The sequence below is a fragment of the Tannerella sp. genome, from assembly GCF_030528505.1.
Classification (GTDB): domain Bacteria; phylum Bacteroidota; class Bacteroidia; order Bacteroidales; family Tannerellaceae; genus Tannerella.
The window spans coordinates 1-19434 of sequence record NZ_JAUMYS010000032.1; the positions used below are offsets into that span (position 1 = coordinate 1).

Consider the following 19434-nt stretch of genomic DNA (forward strand, 5'->3'; position numbering starts at 1 on the left):
ATGGGCCAAGTTTATTTAATTTTTAATTCGTTCCAATTTTAATGGGACACTAATGTACAAATTCATATTAAAAATATATTCACATGAAAGGAACAGATAGAATACACGATTTGTTCAATCATAGGTTATTTTCTTCATCCGCCAATTTAATTCCAATAAAAAACCTGGTAAATAATAAAATAAAAACACACAAACAGAAAATTCTACAGATATTAAATTATTAATATTTGCTAAAAAAATATATTTAACAGAACATTATGCCTTCTTTTTGCGTCTTATGATCGTGTAATTGATAAAAATATAATAATGAAAAAAATGAATGGAATGCTGGCGGTGGCATGCATCGCCGCAATGACTGCCTGCAACAGCGGGAAGCGCGCAACAGCCGAAGAGTTGATAGGTCGATGGAACATTGTAGAAGTAAGCGGAGAGCCTGTAAAATCAGATAAGGCTTTCTTCGAATTCGTGAAAGAAGACAACACGCTACGTCTGCACGGAAATGCAGGTTGCAACTTAATAAATACAGAAACGGATCTGAATGAAGAAAAACCGGCTACTCTGTCGTTCTCCGTCCCACGCGTAACGATGATGGCTTGTCCCGATTTGGAAACGGAAGATAAGATTCTGAGGGCTTTGGAAAACGTAACACAAGTGAAACACGGCAAAACGGAAACACACTTGCATCTTGCCGATAAAGAAGGTAAAAACATGTTGACACTCGAAAAGGCCGCCCCATAAGGCGACCTTTTTTCTTCATTAAATGAATATGAACGCCGCCGCTTCAATATTTCGATTGACGTTGCCAACGACAGACAATGAACTCTTAATTTCTTAATAGGCAATTCACGATATCAGGCAAAAACACAAATCCAAGCTAATAAGCAATTTATAAAGAAAAACCATTCCGAAAACGAAACTTTTTTTACATTTTGTTCAAATAATAAATCTGTACTTTTGCACCGTATTTTAAACATAAACATCAACAATGAAAAATTATAAATCATTCAGCCTTACATTAGGCATTCTGTTCGTTTTAAGCATCTTCGGGTGCTCTGATAAGAAAGAAAACGTCCCGGTATCGGTAACCTTATCGGCTAACAAAACAAGCATCAAAGCCAACGGCAAAGATTCGTTGACTTTCACCATCAAAGTCGATGGCAAAGAAACAGCTGCAGGTGTGACTATCGTACCTTCCTCGTCTACTCCTTCTGAAGGGCTGAAGAAGTTTAACTTTGCCACATCGAAAACCGGTACTTATTCTTTCTACGCAATGTATGAAGGCCAAAAGTCGAACGAGATCACCGTCACAGCCACACAGGTTGTCATCAAACTGACAGCCGATAAGGCGAGCCTCAAGCCGAACGGCACGGACATGATTCGGTTCACCGTGAAAGCCGACGATGAGGACGTAACCTCCTCGGCAGTTATCACATTAAAAGGAGAGGACGAAACGAAGCTGGAAAGCCAGAGCTTCTCGACTGAAAAGTCCGGAACGTATACTTTTTACGCAACATACGATGGAGAACAATCGGAAAAAATAACAATCCAATCAGCAACGGAAGTCGTTACATTGACATTGAACAAAAGCGAAATCAAAGCGAATGGTGCGGAAGAGGCGACTTTTACAGTTATGGCAGACGGAAAAGAGGTAACCGGAAAAGCTGTGATCACGCAAAAAGGATCGCCGGACACAGCATACGAGGGAAAAACGTTTAAAACAACTGAACCTGACACGTACACATTCTACGCCGTTTACGACAATGTAAAATCGGGTGAGGCTTCTCTTGAAGCCACCTATATACCGCTGTCCTTTAAAAAACAGTTTTGCATTATGCAATTTGCATCGGCAGCTTGTAACACATGTCCTATCATGACGCGAGCGATCAACGATGTAAGGCAACAACGGCCGAACCAGGTTATCCCCATTGTACTGCACGTACAGAATACCTGTGTCAATTACGAAGCACTCTATGGCGTACTCGGCAAAACGGCCGATATGCTTTGCCCCTCCTGGCCGTCTTCATTAGTCGATCTTAATCGCAAAGTAAATGTCTACCGAACAACTACCCCCAAGAAACTAATCGAAGCGATGAACTACATGAGTGTTTTCTGCCCCTCACAAACCGGTATCGCGATAGAATCGAAAGTGACAGATGGCACGATTCAGTTCACAGCGAATATTCTGACAAACAAAACCGATCACTACCGTTTCTATGCGTTTGTCGTAGAAGACGGAATCGTACATGGTCAAATGATCACCCATGAGGAAGTAGACCTTAACTATATACATAATCACGTGGCCACATATAAACTATCGGATGACGACCCAAGAACGGGGGTTGATCTGGGAGAAATCAAAACAGGTAGAAAAGCTTCCCGTACATTTACGATCGATACGAAACCCATCAAACTGAAACGGTCCGTCAACCTGAACAATTGTCGGATTGTAGCATATACGCTGAGAGCCATCAACGGAGTGTATTGTATCGACAATGTTACGTCGTGTCCGGTAAACGGCGCAGTAGATTATACATACAGTAAATAATCGAAAAATTGCTGATGGATGAAAAACAAGTATAGAGATATCGTCATCCGCTAAGGCTTAAAAAAACGAAACCGGCAACCCTGCAAAGAGAATGCGAGGTTGCCGGTTTTTGTAGGATCAACCTTAATTTTTCGTCAGGCGAAGAACAGAATCATTAGTTGTGCCGTGAGTACACGGAGAAACATAGTCAACGGATAGACCGTCGCATACCCTACTGCCGGAGCATCGTTACCGGCCGTTGCGTTCGAATAGGCAAGTGCGGGTGGGTCGGTCGTGCTTCCCGCAAGCAGTCCCATCAACGTAAAATAATTCACTTTGTAGAAATACCACCCGATCGTGCCGATTATCATCAAGGGCAAGACAGTTATGATGAAACCGTACCCAATCCACAAAAGTCCCCCGCCGTTGATGATCGTATCCACAAAACCTTTTCCGGCTCCGATGCCAACACAAGCTAAAAAGATGGTGATACCGATTTCGCGCAGCATCAGGTTGGCACTGGTTGTAGTGTAAGTTACCAGCTTATATTTATACCCGAAACGACTCACCAGAATAGCGACAATCAGCGGCCCACCGGCCAGACCGAGTTTTACCGGCTGGGGAATACCGGGGAAAGTAATCGGAATGCTTCCCAGAAAAACTCCGATCGCGATTCCCAGAAAAATCGAAATCAGATTCGGTTCGTTCAGCCGCTTCATCGAGTTGCCCAACACTTTCTCAACGGCTGCAACGGAAGCTTCCGTGCCGACGACATTCACGCGGTCACCCACTTGCAACACCAAATGAGGCGTCGCCACGAGATCGACCCCGGCACGACTGATTCGTGTGATATTGATACCATACGACTTGCGCAGCTTCAATTCTCCGAGTTGCTTGCCATTTACATCCGACTTCGTAACCAAAATCCGGCGATTGATGAGCTGACTTTCGAGGCTGACCCATTCCTTACGATCCATCTGAATCTCTTCGCCAATAAACGTCTTGATCGTCTCGGCATCATTCTCGGTAGTGATAGCAAGTACTTTGTCATTTTCATTCAATACCGTATCGGCCGAAACAATTTCTATCTGTTGACTATTACTGTACCAGATACGCGAAAGCACAAACTCCCGGTCTCCCACAAGTGCCGACAACTCGCCGACCGTTTTTCCGAAAATCGCCGGATTCTTCACGAGTAACGAAACAGGAGACGCCTCATTTTCATGCTTATTATCTTCTGCTTTTAAACGTTCTGATTCTCTTCCCAAGTCAATCCTGAAAAGAAAACGGATACACAAAATGGCAAGGATAATTCCCACAACCCCTAACGGATAAGCTACGGCATAGCCAAGCGCAATAGTAGGCGCCGGTTCGCCGTGTATATCGGAATAGGCTTGTTGCGCCGCACCGAGTCCGGGCGTGTTCGTCACCGCACCGGAAAGGATTCCGACCATGGTCTCCATCGGAATGCCCGTTATGTAATGTATGATTAAGGTCGTCGTCACCCCTAAAAACACCACACCTGCTGCCAGCATATTAAGTGTCACACCACCTTTCTTGAACGAAGAAAAAAAGCCCGGCCCCACTTGCATTCCGACGGAATAAACAAAGAGAATCAACCCGAACTCCTTAAAGAAATGCAATATCTCCGGATGTACGGAGAAACCGAAATGTCCCAGAAAAATGCCGACGAACAACACGAACGTAATGCCCAGCGAGATACCGCCAATCTTGATTTTACCCAATAAAATTCCGCCAACGATAACAATTGATAACAACATCACGGAGTGGGCGATTCCCTCGCCCCACAACAATTCATTCAGCCATTCCATAAACAATCTTGTTTGTTAAAAAATTTGACCACAAAGGTACACTTTTTTTTCAGTTATGGGTACCTCCTCTCCCACTCTTCTGCGTCGCCGGCAAGAGAACTCCTGCAACGCTCTATGAATAACGGATGAGCGGCAAAAGCAACGTGACTACGCCCAATATCGAGGCGAATCAGCAGCGCACGACGGTTTATATATGCCGCCTGATCAAAGATAAAATTGCCGATACCGTAACAAATCGGTTTTTCTTTATAATATTCAATAGGTTGTGCCGTATGCGTATGATGTCCGATCAGGCAGTCGGCCCCGGCATCGATCAGTCTGCGTGCGTGTACGCGTTGCAGGGTGGCAGGTGTGGTACGATGTTCGGCTCCCCAATGGAGCATAACGATCACAAAAGCTTCGGGTTGTTCCGTACGCAAAGTTCGCACACGCGCAGCAAGCGTATCGACCGTGTGCTCGCATACGCAAGGACGGTCGGGCAGATAAGGCCAGTTCTCAGACATAACTTGCAGCGAGGTATAGAGGTACACCGGACAAGGATGGTCGGCCAGCAGATACGGACCACAAGCCTCGTTACTGTTGTTGCCGGCACCAAGGGGGATCATCCCCGCCTGCTCAATGTTACGTTTCGTATCCGTCAATCCCTCGCGGCCTTGATCCATCACGTGGTTATTAGCCATATTCAAATGCGTGATGCCGTGGCGACGCAGTGCCGGCAGCCACTCCGGATCGGCACGAAAAATAAAACGTTTATGAATGGGGGCATGAATCCTTGTGGCAGGACATTCAAGGTTCGCCACGACAATGTCGCAGCTCCGAAAGACCGAGTCGACACCGGATGAAAAAAGAGCATCGATCCCTTTCCGCTCAATGACTTTACGCACGCCGCGGTCGAGTAACAGATCACCAACAAAAGCAAGTCGGAGCGTATCGTCAGAACTGTGAGTTTCCTGAATAACAGGTGATGCATCGGGTAACCGGGTGGTTGACGGACGGCATGAAAGCAGCATGGCCCCTGCCGAAAACAGCAGAGACCATGCCATGATTATTCCGATCGGCCGACGCATCTTAACAGCCTGAACTGTAAAGCACTGTTTCGTTGTCGACAGGAGGAGTGCCGGGAAGCATCAGCTCCTGCATCCACTCGGGCACGCCGTAGCGTGGCATCGTTTCCAGTTTCTTCTGCCACTCCTCGTCGGTCATCCGCTGCTCGTTGATCGGACGGTTAAACTCATGATAGCTGAATACCGATCCGCGCGTGAGATAGAGGTATCCGTTGATTTCAACAACCACATAGAGGTCGTTCACATAGCCTGTTGCTTCATAAAGAATACTTTTATTCGAGTTGTTCGATGCGTTGGCAGTATATACATCAGCTACGACGGCAACCGATTTATCGGGGCCTTTTACATCGTCCCAACTTTGCAGATACTCATTTTCCTGTTTCACCAAGTCGAGCGTAAGCCATTCGAAGGTACTGCCGATGACGGCAATCTGGCGAAACTCCTCTTCTGTCAGCGGTTTTCCGGCAAATTCTTTCTCACTGGCACGCAGCAGAAACTCGGCGTTCTCGCGCATCGACTCGCTGATACGCCGGGTCTTTTCGGTTACCATATCGTTCCGTTTCAGCACATCGGTTGTAAGATCAAGCAGTTCGATGACTTTTTTCCAATACGCCACGTTGGGCTCTACGTATCCTACCGTATAAGGCTCAGGCAATCCTCCTCCCCCACACTCGGCTGCCATCGGTTGCTCACCGTACAAGATTGCATCGTGCTTTAACTCTGCCCACGAAGCTAATGCCGCATTCAGATTCTTCTTATCCCACTGCGGAGTCTGCATAAAATATGGGTAACGGTCGTCACGTTGATTCAGCGTCACCAGACTTTCGATCCATTTGTTATACATCGTCCGGTTCCAATCGGTCGATTTCATCTTCGTCTTCATCGCTAAGAGCCGTGGTTCATATTGATCCCACTTTTCACCTTCCTTCAGTTCGTTCAGCAAGATATGTTCGGCGGGCTCGCAACCGAAAGCGGCAAACACATCCAACCCTTTCGGACAGCCGCGCTTCGTCGGATTGTTATCCAAAACATCGACCAGTTCCTGTAAGATCTCATTATCGGCCAGATACCGCTGCGGCATCAAATTAATTTTATCGGGACACGTATTTTCTTCCTTCGGTCTGATACGATTCTGGGCATCAGCCAACGTTTTGATTTCTTTACGGAATTTACGGAGTATGTCATCGTCGGTCAATAACCGGTTGAAGTCATATTTTCCTTTTTTGATCTGTTCGGCCAGTTGACGCACCGACACATTGTCGGGCTCTCCGATGATAAACTCGATCGGTTCCATCATGGCCCGGTAAAGACGAGCTTCTTCGGCATGTTCGTTCAGCATGCCGGCCTGCAAGATCACACGACGAAACTCGACATCAACATCGAGACAGGCAGGAGCCGTCTGAAACCACATCATGGCAGCAAAATAATGCTTCAGCGGCTCTGTACGGGTATAATGTCCGCGCGGACGAAAGAGGCTGTAAGGGAACTCAATATTCGTATAGCCGAGATAGTCTGAGTAGTCATCGTTAGTCGCTTTCACTTTCGCGATCTCCTGCGCTACGGCTTCACGATAGCTGTCCGGCGCCGAAAGGGTTGCCGTACCCGTAAGCAAAGCATGTCCGATAGCATAATATGCCGTGTTGTATGCCGCAAGGCCTTTTACGGCCGGATCGGTTTCCGTTTCCGCTTTCTGTTTCATCAAAGCGTGCATTTTACGGCTGAAATCGGTCAACATCGGGATCAATTTCTGCTCTTCCAGATCGCGCAAGAGATAGCTGAAATACATGTGGAAAAGCTGCATGTACATGTCGGTCGTAACGAAGCTGGGAAAGTCGCGATAATCATTGTTCTCGTAAACGTGGAAGTGTTGGAGATGCTTTTGGGGTACGATGACGAAGCCGTTACGTCCGAGTGCTTCCTGCATATCGTCGTCGAACGTTTCCAACTGGAACGGATTGACGAGATTACAGATGTTGACACGATAGCCTTCGGCAGTCGTGAAGTTGTTCTTCTTCAGCTCTTCCTCTCGTTGTGTCAGGCGATCAATAAAAGCCTGCTCTTCGGGAGTAAATTGCAGTTCGGTCAGAAGCGTTTCGCCTTCTTCGGTCACTTTTTCGACGAGAGACTGATACCAGTCGGTTGCCTGAAAAGCCGCATTCAGATCGGATTCCATAAACCAATAGCCTTTGCGGGCTGCGAGGGCATGACGATAGATGCGTACTTCGTAAAGGGGCAAGGCGGAGACATCCATATTCAAATCGATCGGCTTGTTAAGTACGTCCAGATCGATCCGGTTACGTTCAAGCTTCGTCCGGAGACTGTCATGGCCTGCGGAATCGGCTGTTTTTGTTTGCTTGCAACTGCCGATAGTAAGCAGTAACAGCAGGATGGTAAAAAAGAGAGACTGTTTCATTGTTCTATTCATATTTAAAGGTGTATTTATTCGTTTCGATGAAGGAAAGCAAGCGCTTCGTTACGGCTAAGTTCACGTCCGCGGTAGGTGACGAATTCGAGGCCGAACGATCGCCAGCGGTATTCGGCAATCAGATAATTTCCGCTTTGTTCGCATTCCATACTTCGGATACGAGGTTCGTCGGCAGTCGTAACGAAGCGGAAATCTTCGAGCGGCTGTCCCAGACGCGATCCTAACCAAAGCGGGCGCACATGGCCCCGAAAAGTTTTGAAAATGAATAGGCGGCGATGCATCTTCGGATCAAAGCGTGTCGTTTTGATAACACCGACGAGTGCATTTTGGCTCCCATCGCCATCAATGTCGCCGGTTTCGAAGCGATAGACCGGATAAGGAAGCTTCCAGCGGTCGGCGGTAGAATCGGTGACATAGGTGAGGTAGTAAAGAGAATCCGAAAAGCATAAGAGTTCATACCGTCCAGCAGAAGAATGATTGCTTCGACAAGCGGTCAGGAGCAGGATGCCCAAGAGTTTAAGTAAAAGCACAAAAAACTTATTCATGGTTTGCGCTTATGTTTTGAATGCAAACATACATGAAAGTCGTCTTATTTGCAAGCAAATGAAAAGAAAAAACAAAAAACGTTCAGCAAATCTTATTCTCTCCGGGTTTACGGAAAGTACACCAAGAATCAGATCGTATCTTCTTCGACGAGGTTATTCATCAGGGCGTACATCGCAAGTCCGGCTACGGATTTAATGTTTGTTTTACGAGTGATGTTTTTACGATGAGAGATCACCGTGTGTACGGAGATATGGAGCCGATCTGCGATTTCTTTACTCATTAATCCTTTGGCAACGAGCACCAAAACATCCGTTTCACGTTTCGTAAGCTCGTAACTCGTTGCATCCATCGGGAGTTTATGTGTAGATGCAGAGGCTTGGGCTTCGGTAAGGATATCGGCAATACGTTCGCGTGCTTCCCGGATTTCGAGGATGCCATGAAATGAGTGCAGAACAGCACTGTCGATATATTGGTAGACGAGCGCGACGATTGTCATCTGGGGATAATCCTGCAGGAGAGCGGGAACAACAGGTCTTTTGGAATACGGAAGTATGGTAGGATTAATCAGCAACACATCAGGACGGGCAGCGACCAGACGTTCCCTGAAGTCGTCGATGTCCTCGAGAGGAGGAAGTACTTCGAATTCGGAAAATTCTTTGAGTATCCGCGTAAGTCCTTCGGTTACGATAGCTGCGGGTTCGACAATCAGTATTTTTTCTTTGCGGCTCATTTCTTCTTTTTTCTTTCGAGCATTTCTACGTAAGGTACGAGAATTTTGTCTTCGATCAGGGTATGTTTATTAAGATCGTTTGAAAGTTGAAAGATATCGAACACCAGCTCAATCGATTCTTTGGGTGAAACATTTCCGGGCAGATATTTAAAAATGATCTGAGTCAAGTCATTTAACTTATCTTCTATATTGCTGTGTGCTTCTGCAAAATCGCGAATATGATACGATTCATGCACTTCACCCGACAAGAGCATCTCAATATGCGGAAAGACCGTCTGTTCTTCGTATTTGAAATGTTCTTCGACTTCGTTTTTGTAATCGGTAAAGAATCGTTGGAGTACATCGCCGTATTTGGGGCTTACTTCATCAATCACTTTCAAAAGATTTCTTTCGATATGAGGCAGATGTTCGTACATGTAATAGTGGTGCGAAGCCGAAAGGTAAGGAACAAGCAGCCGCATGTCGGTCGACTCGATCTTTTCCCGTTTAGGAAGATAGGAATCGAAGGCATAAACATTACAAACGAGCAAAAAGAAATCCGCCGGCACATTGTTCATCCGGCATATTTCTTTTACGCTCTTATCTCCGAATCCGAGGGGTATGCCGAAACGCGGCAACATAAGAATAAGATTATGATTAACCGAAATGAGGTCGGCCAATTTCATTTTTTCCGAGAAGAGTAATTTCTCCATATATTTTTTATTTTTTTGATGACAAAGGTAGTTGATTTTTGATAAAACAAATCGTTCCTCTCCCTATTTATTGGGATATTGTGCCATAAAATCACCAAAATAAGGGATATTATGAACAAGGCCTATAAGGGATTTTTATTGATAGGAAATAAGCCAAACGAGAAAGAGGCGATCTGATAATTTTTCACAGGTCGCCTCTTCAAAAATAAGGAAAAATGTATCTCGAAGGCTTAAGCTCTCTCCTGTCTTTTCCGTAGACGTTTAGAGAGCACACCGGCAAATATACAGTTTAAATCTTACCAACCAAGTCTATGCTGGGTTTGAGGGTAGATGCCCCTTTTTTCCATTTTGCCGGGCATACTTCGCCGTCGTTTTCAGCAACGAATTGAGCTGCTTCAACTTTACGAAGCAATTCGTCGGCATTACGTCCGATACCGTTATCGTGAATCTCAGCGACTTTCACCTTGCCTTCGGGATTTACTACAAACGTTCCGCGATAAGCAACACCGGACTCTTCGATCATCACACCGAAAGCGCGCGAAAGCAATCCTGTCGGGTCGGCAAGCATCGGATACTTGATTTGGCGAATGCTCTCCGAAGCGTCGTGCCATGCTTTATGAACGAAGTGCGTATCGGTGCTCACGGAATAAATCTCTACCCCCATCGCTTTGAATTTATCGTAATGCTCAGCCATATCGACGAGCTCTGTGGGGCAAACGAATGTAAAATCGGCCGGATAGAAGAAGAAAATAGCCCATTTTCCTTCAAGATCCTTGTTCGATACGGTTTTAAACTCTCCATTGTGGAATGCCTGAACTTTAAATTCAGGAATTTGCGAATTAATAATCGGTTCCATAATTTAATCTGTTTTTTTATGTGATACTAAATTGAAATCATTACAACTTCGAGGCAAAGGTAAGCCTTTTTCTTCTCTCGTGCAACTTCCGTTCGAACGTATTTTTCGGTATCTCCCTTTCACTCATTCAAAGAATCCTTTTATCTCCTAAATTGATCATGCTGCTTGAGCGCGTATTCAAAACAAAGCGGGCTATCCGTTGGGTATTTGACCTTCGGACAGCCCAGCTTTTTATTTGACCGGATAATCGTTTATCCGTTCATCGAAGCTAGAAACTCCATATTATCGAACGTATTTTCCATTTGTTTCTTTACAAACTCCATCGCTTCGATCGAATTCATGTCCGACAAGTATTTACGCAATACCCACATACGGTTGATGGTACTATCGTCCTGCAACAAATCGTCGCGGCGCGTGCTCGATGCAATGATATCGACAGCCGGATATACCCGTTTATTCGAAAGTTTCCGGTCTAACTGCAACTCCATGTTACCCGTACCTTTAAATTCTTCGAAAATCACATCGTCCATCTTCGAGCCTGTCTCGGTCAATGCCGTAGCCAGAATCGTGAGGCTTCCGCCGTTTTCGATGTTACGGGCTGCGCCGAAGAAACGTTTCGGTTTTTGCAGCGCATTCGCGTCCACCCCTCCCGAAAGTACTTTTCCGGAAGCCGGCTGAACCGTGTTGTACGCACGTGCCAGACGGGTGATAGAGTCGAGAAGAATAACTACGTCATGCCCGCATTCGACCATTCGTTTAGCCTTGTTCAATACGATGTCGGCAATTTTTACATGGCGTTCAGCCGGTTCGTCGAACGTAGAAGCGATCACTTCGGCGTCTACACTGCGCGCCATATCGGTTACTTCTTCCGGACGTTCGTCGATCAGCAGAATAATCATGTATACTTCGGGGTGATTGGCTGCAATCGCATTCGCAATATCTTTCAAGAGCATCGTCTTACCCGTTTTCGGCTGGGCGACGATCAAACCGCGCTGTCCCTTTCCGATCGGCGAGAATAAATCGACCACACGTACCGCAATATGATCAAACACTTTCGGCGACCGACGGGCAGTCAGCATAAATTTCTCGTCCGGGAACAACGGAGTCAAATGATCGAAAGGTACGCGATCACGCACTTCTTCGGGTGAGCGTCCGTTGATTTTGTCGACTTTCACCAGAGGGAAATATTTTTCGCCTTCTCTCGGCGGACGGATAGGCCCTTCCACGATGTCTCCCGTTTTCAGTCCAAACAATTTGATTTGGGATTGCGACACATATATATCGTCCGGCGAAGTCAGATAATTATAATCCGACGAGCGCAAAAATCCGTATCCGTCCTGAATGATTTCCAATACTCCCGTTCCTGTCAGGATTCCATCGAAATCGTACACCGGCACATTATTGGCCGGAGTATTGCGTTGATTCGGATTGTTGTTTTGCGGTCTATTATTGTTTTGTGGCCTGTTCTTCACCTCGTTCGGTTGCTTTTCGCGCTGCGGAGCAGGCGGCTGCATCGGTAACACCTGATCGAGCACTGAAGGTGTATCGCTCGCATGTTTAAAAATCAGTCGCTTGGGGCCTTCTCCGGGCTGCGGTTCTGTTTTTTCTTTATTTTCCGTTTCGGCTGGCTGGGTAACCGTTTCGGATACGGCATCGGCATGGGCAGAAGTAGTGTGAGTCACTGTTTCTGCCGGTACCGTTACGGGTTCATTCACTGTTTCGGCAGAAGGTAAAGTGTCCGGAAGAGACGCTATGACTGAGGACGGCAGTACGGTTTGTGACGTTTCGTTCGGAGCCTGCAATTTCTCTTCTACCGGTTCCTGAGTTGCTTTTTTAGGCGGACGCCCTGGTCTTCGAGGCTTTTCGACCGTGTTCTTTTCATCGTTCTCACGAACAGGTGAGGCTTCTGCAACGGGATTTTTAGGCGGTCGTCCCGGTCTGCGAGGTTTCACTTCTTCTCCGGTCTCCGCAGGTTTCTTGGCAGTCGTTTTAGCAGCTGCTTTATCGGCTGTCTGACTTTTACGTGCTGCGGCCCGCTTGGCTTTTTGTTCCGATTTGCGAGCTTCTTTCTCTTTTTCTTTTTCCATCTGGATACCGGCTAATGAAACAGCCTGCTCGTCAAGAATCTTGTAGATCAAATCCTGCTTTTCGAGAGATTTCATCTTTTTAATTCCCAGATCGCTTGCGATCTGCTGCAATTCGGGAAGTTCTTTTTCCGTGAGTTCAAGAATATTGTATTTTTGCATATGATGTAAATAGAGCAAATAGGTATCGGCATTCCGGAAGGTTGATAAGCCTATGACGCACGAAAGCCTTCGATACCTTCTTTGCTTTTGTTAATAATCAGTCAAAATTTATGTAGTCTGGATTGTTTGTCTTTACCCCGATATATTACATTATTCAATATATCGTATGAAGACGGCGCAAATGTAGGTATTTTTTTACGAACAACAAATTTTTCTCTCAAAAAACAGTTGCAATCAGCACATTTTTAGTGGCGGTTTCGACGCGATAACGATGATCCGTACGTTCGCCGACAATCCATACAATCTCTTCACCCGAACAAAGCAGCCACGTCTGTTCTTTTCGCAGGCGGTTGAATTTATGATCAGAAAAGTAGTCGCTCAGTTTTTGACGCCCGTTCATCCCGAAGGGTACGAACGAATCGCCCGGCCGCCACGTGCGTAAAGTCAACGGGAGGGTTAACTTATCGCGGTCGAAAGTGGCTACATGAGGATGTTTATTGATAATAAAGGAAGAATCGATGGCGCATACTTCGGTACGGAGGTTGATGGGCGTACCGAGAATGCCCTCGACTTCGACCGGATATATTGTATTGTCTCTTTCGTGTGTTCTGTACAAGATCAGATGGTTTCTGTCTTTTAGTATGTGATAACCCGCATCGGGAGCAGAAAACGTCCTGCCTGATTCGCCCTGAAGGCTATTGAAAACCGTTTCGCTCAATATCCGAGTGAAACCGTAAGGCTTAATCAGTTCGTAAAGGACAGTTTGGGGGGCTGCCGACTCCAACAGGGCGCTGATAGAGATACGTTCTTGATCGTCAAGCAAGCGGGCTCGTTCTTTTTCGATGGTTGACCGATAAATGAGTTCGATATCGGACAAATGTTTGCTTGTTCGGAGGACTGCCTCCCGCACGGACGGGTTGATTTTCTCCATCAGCGGAAGAAGCTGCCGACGAATAACGTTACGGGTATATGCGTCGGAGAAGTTCGTGCTATCTTGCCGAAACGTGAGCTTTTCCTCTTCCAGCCATGCTTCGATCCGGGAGCGGTTGACGGCCATCAGCGGCCGGACGATAAACCCATTTTTCGGTCGGATACCATGCAGTCCGCCGATACCGGTTCCCCGGATCAGGTTCATGAGTACGGTTTCGATGCTGTCGTCCTGATGATGAGCAACCGCGATGGCCTGAGCATGGTAAGCCGTGCGGAGCATTTCAAACCATTGGTAGCGCAATTCTCGTGCGGCCATCTCGATGGACACTCCGTGTGATTCAGCATATCCGACGGTGTCGAAATCTTTCTTTTCGAACGGAATTTGCAGCGATTCGGCTATTTGTCGGGCAAATGTTTCGTCGCGGTCGGCTTCCGCTCCGCGCAGATGAAAGTTACAATGAGCGGCGACACATCGGTAGTTCAGCCGGTTCAACACGTGAATCAGGGCGACGGAGTCCGCTCCTCCGCTAAGTCCCACGATGACGGGAGCAGCAGGTTGAAGCAGATCATACTGTTCGATGTATTTGCGAATGGCTCGGAGCATAGTAGGAAAATAAAAAAGCAGGGATATGGACAAACATGCCGATACCCCTGCTAAAAACGATTTCTAAATAAAAAAAAATTAAAGTTTATTCTCTTCGGCCAACGCCGGATCGATCATAATACGGCCGCAATATTCACAAACGATGATTTTTTTGCGCAGCTTAATATCCATTTGTTTCTGAGGCGGAATCTTATTGAAGCAACCTCCACACGCATCGCGCTCGATACCGACCACGGCCAACCCGTTGCGTGCTCCTTTGCGAATGCGTCTGAAAGCCATCATCAGACGGGATTCGATCGTTTCTTCCAGTTTCTTGGCTCTGTTACGGAGCTTCTCTTCTTCCTGACGCGTTTCGGAGATGATCTCGTCCAACTCGCTCTTCTTCATATCCAAATCGCCTTTCCGCCCTTCGAGTACTTCTTTACATTGCTTAACCTCCTGCTTCTTGACGTCGACTGCTGCATTCAGCTCCCTGATTTTTTTCTCTGCAAATTCTACCTCCAACCCTTGATACTCTATTTCTTTCGAGAGATTATCAAATTCTCGGTTGTTACGTACATTATCCAATTGCGACTTATATTTTTCCATCAGTTCTTTCGACTCGGAAATTTTATTCTTCTGAGCGATCACGTTCGTCTTATTCTTCTCGATATCGGTTTGGTAGTTTTGAAGCCGTGTTTCGAGTCCGGCAATTTCGTCTTCCAAATCCTGCACTTCGAGCGGCAATTCACCACGGAGAGTCTTGATCTTGTCGATCTCCGTCATAATGGTTTGCATCTGATAGAGCGAACATAACCGTTCTTCTACCGTATACTCTTTCTCCTCCTCGTTCTGGGTATTATTTTCTACGACGAGAGTCGGGGTTTCGTCTTGTATTTCTTCGGCCTGAGCAACGACGGGTTGCGCTTCCGCTTCTTTCACTTCCGGAGCGGATTTCTTTTTTACTGTCTTTTCTTTTTCTTTTGCAGCTACCACCGACTTTTGAGTTGTTGCCTTCTTTTTGGCAGGTTCTTTTTTAGCCGTTGTTTCTTTCTTTTTTACCGTTTCTTCTTTCTTTGTCGCCATGTGCTCTATATATAATTTACCGGATTTGAATTTATTGTCGAAAATTGCACGGCAAAGGTAGGAAATTTTTTTGATATGATGTCATGAAAGATATGTTTTGTGCATATCTCGCTTTCGTAGTGTCCGATGACAGCCAGCAGGATGCGGTCTTCCACGTCAAAAAAATCGTTGTATTTCGCCTCGCCGGTGATAAAGACATCGGCTCCGGCGGCGATCGCTTCGGGAATAAGAAAAGCGCCGCTTCCTCCGCAGAGCGCCACCTTCCGGATTTTTTTCCCGGTAAGACAGGAGTGACGCAGCGAGTCGAGACGGAGCGTCTCTTTGATGCGTCGCAAAAACACGCGTTCGTCCGCTTCTTCGAGCAATGTGCCCACGACGCCCGATCCGGCTTGATTCCATGCGTTTTCGAGCGGATAGAAGTCGAAAGCCGGTTCTTCGTAAGGATGAGCGGCGAGCAGCGCGCGCAGCACTGCGCTTTTCAGATGCTTGGGCAGGATGGTTTCGATGCGGATTTCCGGTTCGCGATGGAGTGTACCGACATTTCCGACGAATGGCTGACATCCTTCCGAAGCACGGAAACTCCCCTCGCCCCGGATGTTGAAGCTGCATGCGTCGTAAGCGCCGATATGGCCTGCTCCGGCCTCGAAGAGCGCCGCGCGTACAGCCTCGGCTTGAGCTTCGGGCACGAAAGTAGCCAGCTTCAGCAGGACGCCTTGTTGCGGGCTGAGGATGCGAACGTCGTGCAAACCGAGGTATTCGGCCAGCTTGAAACTGACTCCGTTTGTCGCATTGTCCAGATTCGTATGCGCAGCGTAGATCACAAGATCGTTTTTGCAGGCTTTCATGATGCAACGCTGCACATAATTCGCCCCCGTCAGCGACTTGAAAGGCTTAAAGGCGATCGGATGATGCGCAATGATCAGATTGCATCCGCGTTCGATCGCTTCGTCGATCACTGCTTCGGTTACATCCAGACAGAGAAGCGCACCTTGTGCCGGCTGATCGACATCGCCCACCTGAACGCCTGAATTGTCGAACGATTCCTGCAACCACAGCGGCGCGTGGCGTTCGATTTCGTGCAAGATGTCTCTGATACGTAACATGCGTATAGTTTTTTTATTGTTTTCCCTCAATCGCTTGATCGATTTCCAGATGCAACTCTTTCAACTGATTTTCCTCCAAAACCGAGGGTGCATCGAGCATCACGTCGCGTCCGGAATTGTTTTTCGGGAACGCCATGCAGTCGCGGATCGAATCGAGTCCGGCGAAGATAGACACCATCCGGTCTAATCCGAAAGCGATACCGCCGTGCGGCGGTGCACCGTATTTAAAAGCGTTCATCAGGAAACCAAACTGCTCCTGCGCCCGTTCTTTCGTAAAGCCAAGTATGTTGAACATCTTGTCTTGCAGCTGACTGTCGTAGATACGAATCGATCCGCCGCCGACTTCGACGCCGTTGATGACCAAGTCGTACGCGTTGGCGCGAACGACCTTCGGATCTCCTTCGAGCAAAGGAATATCTTCGGGCTTGGGCGAGGTAAAAGGATGATGCACGGCATAGAAGCGCTGATCTTCTTCGCTCCATTCGAGCAGCGGGAAATCGACAATCCAGAGGCACTCGAATTTATTTTTGTCGCGCAATCCAAGTTGGTTACCCATCTCCAGACGCAGTTCGCAGAGTTGTTTACGCGTCTTGTTCACCTCGTCTCCGCAAAGAATGAGCAGCAAATCGCCCGGTTGGGCTCCAAAAGCGGCTTTGAGTTCCTGCAGTTTCTCCTGCGAATAGAATTTGTCGACGCTCGACTTGACGTTACCGTCGGCTTCCACACGAGCGTAAACGAGTCCTTTGGCTCCAATCTGGGGCTTTTTAACGAATTCGGTCAATCCGTCCAGTTGTTTGCGGGTGTAGCTTGCCGCTCCCTGCGCACAGATACCGCCGATGTATGCCGCGCTATCGAATACCGGAAAACCTGCGCCTTGGAGCATCTCGGTCAGTTCGACGAACTTCATACCGAAGCGCACGTCGGGTTTGTCCGATCCGTAATATTTCATGGCATCGTGCCACGTCATACGCGCGAAGGGAGCGTCGAACGTTGTATCGAGCAACGTCTTAAAAAGATGTTTCGTCAGTCCTTCGAAGACGTTCAGCACGTCATCCTGCTCCACGAAACTCATTTCGCAGTCGATCTGCGTAAATTCCGGCTGACGGTCGGCACGTAAATCTTCGTCGCGGAAACATTTCACGATCTGAAAATAACGGTCGAAGCCCGAAACCATCAGCAGCTGTTTCAGTGTTTGGGGCGATTGCGGCAGCGCATAGAACTGTCCCGGATTCATGCGCGAAGGAACCACGAAATCCCGTGCTCCTTCGGGGGTGGAATTAACCAATACCGGTGTTTCCACTTCGAGGAAACGCTCGTTATCGAGGTATCGACGTACTTCGAATGCCATGCGATGACGCAGTTCAAGATTTTTACGGACGATGTTCCGGCGCAAATCCAGATACCGGTATTTCATCCGCAAGTCATCGCCGCCGTCCGTCTCGTCTTCGATAGTGAAGGGCGGAGTCATGGCCGCATTCAGGATGTTCAGTTCGGAAACGATCAACTCGATCTCGCCCGTCGGAATATTGGCGTTCTTGCTCGAACGTTCTTTAACCGTGCCGGTGACCTGAATAACGTATTCGCGCCCGATCTTATTCGCCTGCTCACAAAGCGTTGCATTTACTTCTTCGTTAAATACCAGCTGCGTGATGCCGTACCGGTCGCGCAGGTCGACAAAGGTCATGCCACCCATTTTCCGTGTTCGTTGTACCCACCCGGCCAGTGTCACGTTTTGCCCTTCGTCGCACAGGCGCAATTCGCCGCAAGTTCTCGTTCTATACATATTCTAAAACTTATTTCTTTTTAAAAAAACGCACAAATGTACGGGATAATTTTCAATTTCCGTACCATAAAGACGGACGAAAAGTATTTGAAGCAGCAGAAAAACACGACAACCAGACATCACAATCCTCAATTTTGTTGTTACAAGACCCGGAAACTGAGTATCCGGCGTTCAAACAGCTGTTTTATACCCGTTGTTACGCAGCAACGGCATGAATCGAAACGAGGACACTACTACAGGGGACGCAACTCTACCGTAAGCCCCATTGCAGCAGCTATACGATACAGCGTCGATACGGTAGGAACAGTCAGTCCGCGTTCAATTCTTGAGATATAACTTTTATCTGCACCTATGCGCCGGGCAAGTTCTTCTTGCGTGAGTTTCGCATTCTTGCGGGCATCGAGCAGTATCCGGGCATTGTATTCTTCCCACGCTTTTTCTCTGTTTCTCTCACGTTCGGCAGTACCTTCCTTGCCCAATGCTTCATCAAGCAACGCATCGACATCGTACAAGTCTTTACTTATTTCTTTTAGTTTCATCATATTCTTTTTTTAATTTCAATGCTTTCTTCAGCTCATGATCGGGTGTTTGCTGCGTTTTCTTTCTAAAGCAGTTAAACAAGATCACGAGCGTATTCCTTTCATATATAAAGAAAATTCTGAATTCATTGTGTCCATAATTTACTCGAAATTCATAGATACCGTCTCGCATGTGTTTTATGTAATGACTCGGAATCCTCTCTTTTATCTTGAACATATCCAAAGCGCGTAAAACCTTACCCCGTTCCTTATCGGATAACTTTTGGATAAAGTCTCCAAAATACGTTTTGTATGCTACTATCTTTCTCACGATGCAAAGATAAAAAGAAAGTTGTATAAGAATACAACGCTTCGCGTGTTTTCTTCATGCTTAGAGCATATCTCGCGTGTTGCCGGTCAGGTCGTTCCTGCGGCTTGAATTATTAGAGAAATATCGCTATCTTTGCCCGCTGAATGATTTCGTCCTGTGCTCTCTAAGGGGGAGGAAATGAGCGA

Annotated in this window: 16 protein-coding genes; 2 read left to right on the forward strand and 14 right to left on the reverse strand. The window is 47.0% G+C overall.

The genetic code is table 11. The features are described from left to right. Positions 1 to 306: 306 nt before the first annotated feature. On the forward strand, positions 307 to 738 hold the full coding sequence (locus tag Q4A89_RS06560; RefSeq protein ID WP_303184437.1) for an META domain-containing protein: 432 nt from the start codon (positions 307 to 309) through the stop codon (positions 736 to 738). Positions 739 to 985: 247 nt separating this feature from the next. Further along, positions 986 to 2545 carry an Omp28-related outer membrane protein gene (locus Q4A89_RS06565; protein WP_303184438.1) on the forward strand — a complete coding sequence of 520 codons (1560 nt, stop codon included), beginning with the start codon at positions 986 to 988 and terminating at the stop codon, positions 2543 to 2545. A gap of 134 nt (positions 2546 to 2679) precedes the next feature. Here Q4A89_RS06565 and Q4A89_RS06570 read toward each other — a convergent pair whose 3' ends face one another. The 14 genes from Q4A89_RS06570 to Q4A89_RS06635 form a co-directional block, all read right to left on the reverse strand. Beyond that, on the reverse strand, positions 2680 to 4356 hold the full coding sequence (locus Q4A89_RS06570) for a putative transporter (RefSeq protein ID WP_303184439.1): 1677 nt from the start codon (positions 4354 to 4356) through the stop codon (positions 2680 to 2682). 53 nt (positions 4357 to 4409) lie between these two features. After that, positions 4410 to 5399, reverse strand: coding sequence for a CapA family protein (locus Q4A89_RS06575; RefSeq protein ID WP_303184440.1), 990 nt, complete (start codon positions 5397 to 5399; stop codon positions 4410 to 4412). 25 nt (positions 5400 to 5424) lie between these two features. Continuing rightward, complete coding sequence (locus Q4A89_RS06580) at positions 5425 to 7845, reverse strand: DUF3160 domain-containing protein (protein WP_303184441.1); 2421 nt, start codon at positions 7843 to 7845, stop codon at positions 5425 to 5427. A 14-nt stretch (positions 7846 to 7859) separates the two neighbouring features. Continuing rightward, positions 7860 to 8390 carry a hypothetical protein gene (locus Q4A89_RS06585; protein WP_303184442.1) on the reverse strand — a complete coding sequence of 177 codons (531 nt, stop codon included), beginning with the start codon at positions 8388 to 8390 and terminating at the stop codon, positions 7860 to 7862. Between the two features lie 128 nt (positions 8391 to 8518). Beyond that, positions 8519 to 9121: a response regulator transcription factor gene (locus tag Q4A89_RS06590; RefSeq protein ID WP_303184443.1), complete on the reverse strand. Its 603-nt coding sequence runs from the start codon at positions 9119 to 9121 to the stop codon at positions 8519 to 8521. Continuing rightward, a complete protein-coding gene (locus tag Q4A89_RS06595) occupies positions 9118 to 9813 on the reverse strand; it encodes a hemerythrin domain-containing protein (RefSeq protein WP_303184444.1) in 696 nt (231 codons plus the stop codon). The genes Q4A89_RS06590 and Q4A89_RS06595 overlap by 4 nt, the downstream gene beginning before the upstream one ends. A 289-nt stretch (positions 9814 to 10102) precedes the next feature. Further along, a complete protein-coding gene (gene ahpC, locus Q4A89_RS06600; protein WP_303184445.1) occupies positions 10103 to 10669 on the reverse strand; it encodes an alkyl hydroperoxide reductase subunit C in 567 nt (188 codons plus the stop codon). A gap of 251 nt (positions 10670 to 10920) precedes the next feature. Beyond that, positions 10921 to 12915 carry a transcription termination factor Rho gene (gene rho, locus Q4A89_RS06605; RefSeq protein WP_303184446.1) on the reverse strand — a complete coding sequence of 665 codons (1995 nt, stop codon included), beginning with the start codon at positions 12913 to 12915 and terminating at the stop codon, positions 10921 to 10923. A 217-nt stretch (positions 12916 to 13132) separates the two neighbouring features. Continuing rightward, positions 13133 to 14449, reverse strand: coding sequence for a tRNA lysidine(34) synthetase TilS (gene tilS / locus Q4A89_RS06610; RefSeq protein ID WP_303184447.1), 1317 nt, complete (start codon positions 14447 to 14449; stop codon positions 13133 to 13135). Between the two features lie 78 nt (positions 14450 to 14527). Beyond that, on the reverse strand, positions 14528 to 15325 hold the full coding sequence (locus Q4A89_RS06615; RefSeq protein WP_303184457.1) for a zinc ribbon domain-containing protein: 798 nt from the start codon (positions 15323 to 15325) through the stop codon (positions 14528 to 14530). A gap of 194 nt (positions 15326 to 15519) precedes the next feature. Beyond that, positions 15520 to 16617, reverse strand: a complete 1098-nt coding sequence (locus tag Q4A89_RS06620) for a Nif3-like dinuclear metal center hexameric protein (protein WP_303184448.1) — start codon at positions 16615 to 16617, stop codon at positions 15520 to 15522. 13 nt (positions 16618 to 16630) lie between these two features. After that, positions 16631 to 18400, reverse strand: coding sequence for an aspartate--tRNA ligase (gene aspS / locus Q4A89_RS06625; protein WP_303184449.1), 1770 nt, complete (start codon positions 18398 to 18400; stop codon positions 16631 to 16633). Between the two features lie 233 nt (positions 18401 to 18633). Next, positions 18634 to 18939 carry a helix-turn-helix domain-containing protein gene (locus Q4A89_RS06630; protein ID WP_303184458.1) on the reverse strand — a complete coding sequence of 102 codons (306 nt, stop codon included), beginning with the start codon at positions 18937 to 18939 and terminating at the stop codon, positions 18634 to 18636. Next, positions 18917 to 19249 (reverse strand): type II toxin-antitoxin system RelE/ParE family toxin, encoded by a 333-nt coding sequence (locus Q4A89_RS06635; protein WP_303184450.1) that lies wholly within the window; start codon positions 19247 to 19249, stop codon positions 18917 to 18919. Before Q4A89_RS06635 ends, Q4A89_RS06630 begins: the two co-directional genes overlap by 23 nt. Positions 19250 to 19434 lie beyond the last annotated feature (185 nt).

Excerpts from the sequence above, each read along its gene's own strand:
- Q4A89_RS06560 (WP_303184437.1), top strand. The coding sequence starts at position 307 with ATGAAAAAAATGAATGGAATGCTGGCGGTGGCATGCATCGCCGCAATG.
- Q4A89_RS06565 (WP_303184438.1), top strand. The coding sequence starts at position 986 with ATGAAAAATTATAAATCATTCAGCCTTACATTAGGCATTCTGTTCGTT.
- Q4A89_RS06570 (WP_303184439.1), bottom strand. The coding sequence starts at position 4,356 with ATGGAATGGCTGAATGAATTGTTGTGGGGCGAGGGAATCGCCCACTCC.
- Q4A89_RS06575 (WP_303184440.1), bottom strand. The coding sequence starts at position 5,399 with ATGGCATGGTCTCTGCTGTTTTCGGCAGGGGCCATGCTGCTTTCATGC.
- Q4A89_RS06580 (WP_303184441.1), bottom strand. The coding sequence starts at position 7,845 with ATGAATAGAACAATGAAACAGTCTCTCTTTTTTACCATCCTGCTGTTA.
- Q4A89_RS06585 (WP_303184442.1), bottom strand. The coding sequence starts at position 8,390 with ATGAATAAGTTTTTTGTGCTTTTACTTAAACTCTTGGGCATCCTGCTC.
- Q4A89_RS06590 (WP_303184443.1), bottom strand. The coding sequence starts at position 9,121 with ATGAGCCGCAAAGAAAAAATACTGATTGTCGAACCCGCAGCTATCGTA.
- Q4A89_RS06595 (WP_303184444.1), bottom strand. The coding sequence starts at position 9,813 with ATGGAGAAATTACTCTTCTCGGAAAAAATGAAATTGGCCGACCTCATT.
- ahpC (WP_303184445.1), bottom strand. The coding sequence starts at position 10,669 with ATGGAACCGATTATTAATTCGCAAATTCCTGAATTTAAAGTTCAGGCA.
- rho (WP_303184446.1), bottom strand. The coding sequence starts at position 12,915 with ATGCAAAAATACAATATTCTTGAACTCACGGAAAAAGAACTTCCCGAA.
- tilS (WP_303184447.1), bottom strand. The coding sequence starts at position 14,449 with ATGCTCCGAGCCATTCGCAAATACATCGAACAGTATGATCTGCTTCAA.
- Q4A89_RS06620 (WP_303184448.1), bottom strand. The coding sequence starts at position 16,617 with ATGTTACGTATCAGAGACATCTTGCACGAAATCGAACGCCACGCGCCG.
- aspS (WP_303184449.1), bottom strand. The coding sequence starts at position 18,400 with ATGTATAGAACGAGAACTTGCGGCGAATTGCGCCTGTGCGACGAAGGG.
- Q4A89_RS06630 (WP_303184458.1), bottom strand. The coding sequence starts at position 18,939 with ATGAAACTAAAAGAAATAAGTAAAGACTTGTACGATGTCGATGCGTTG.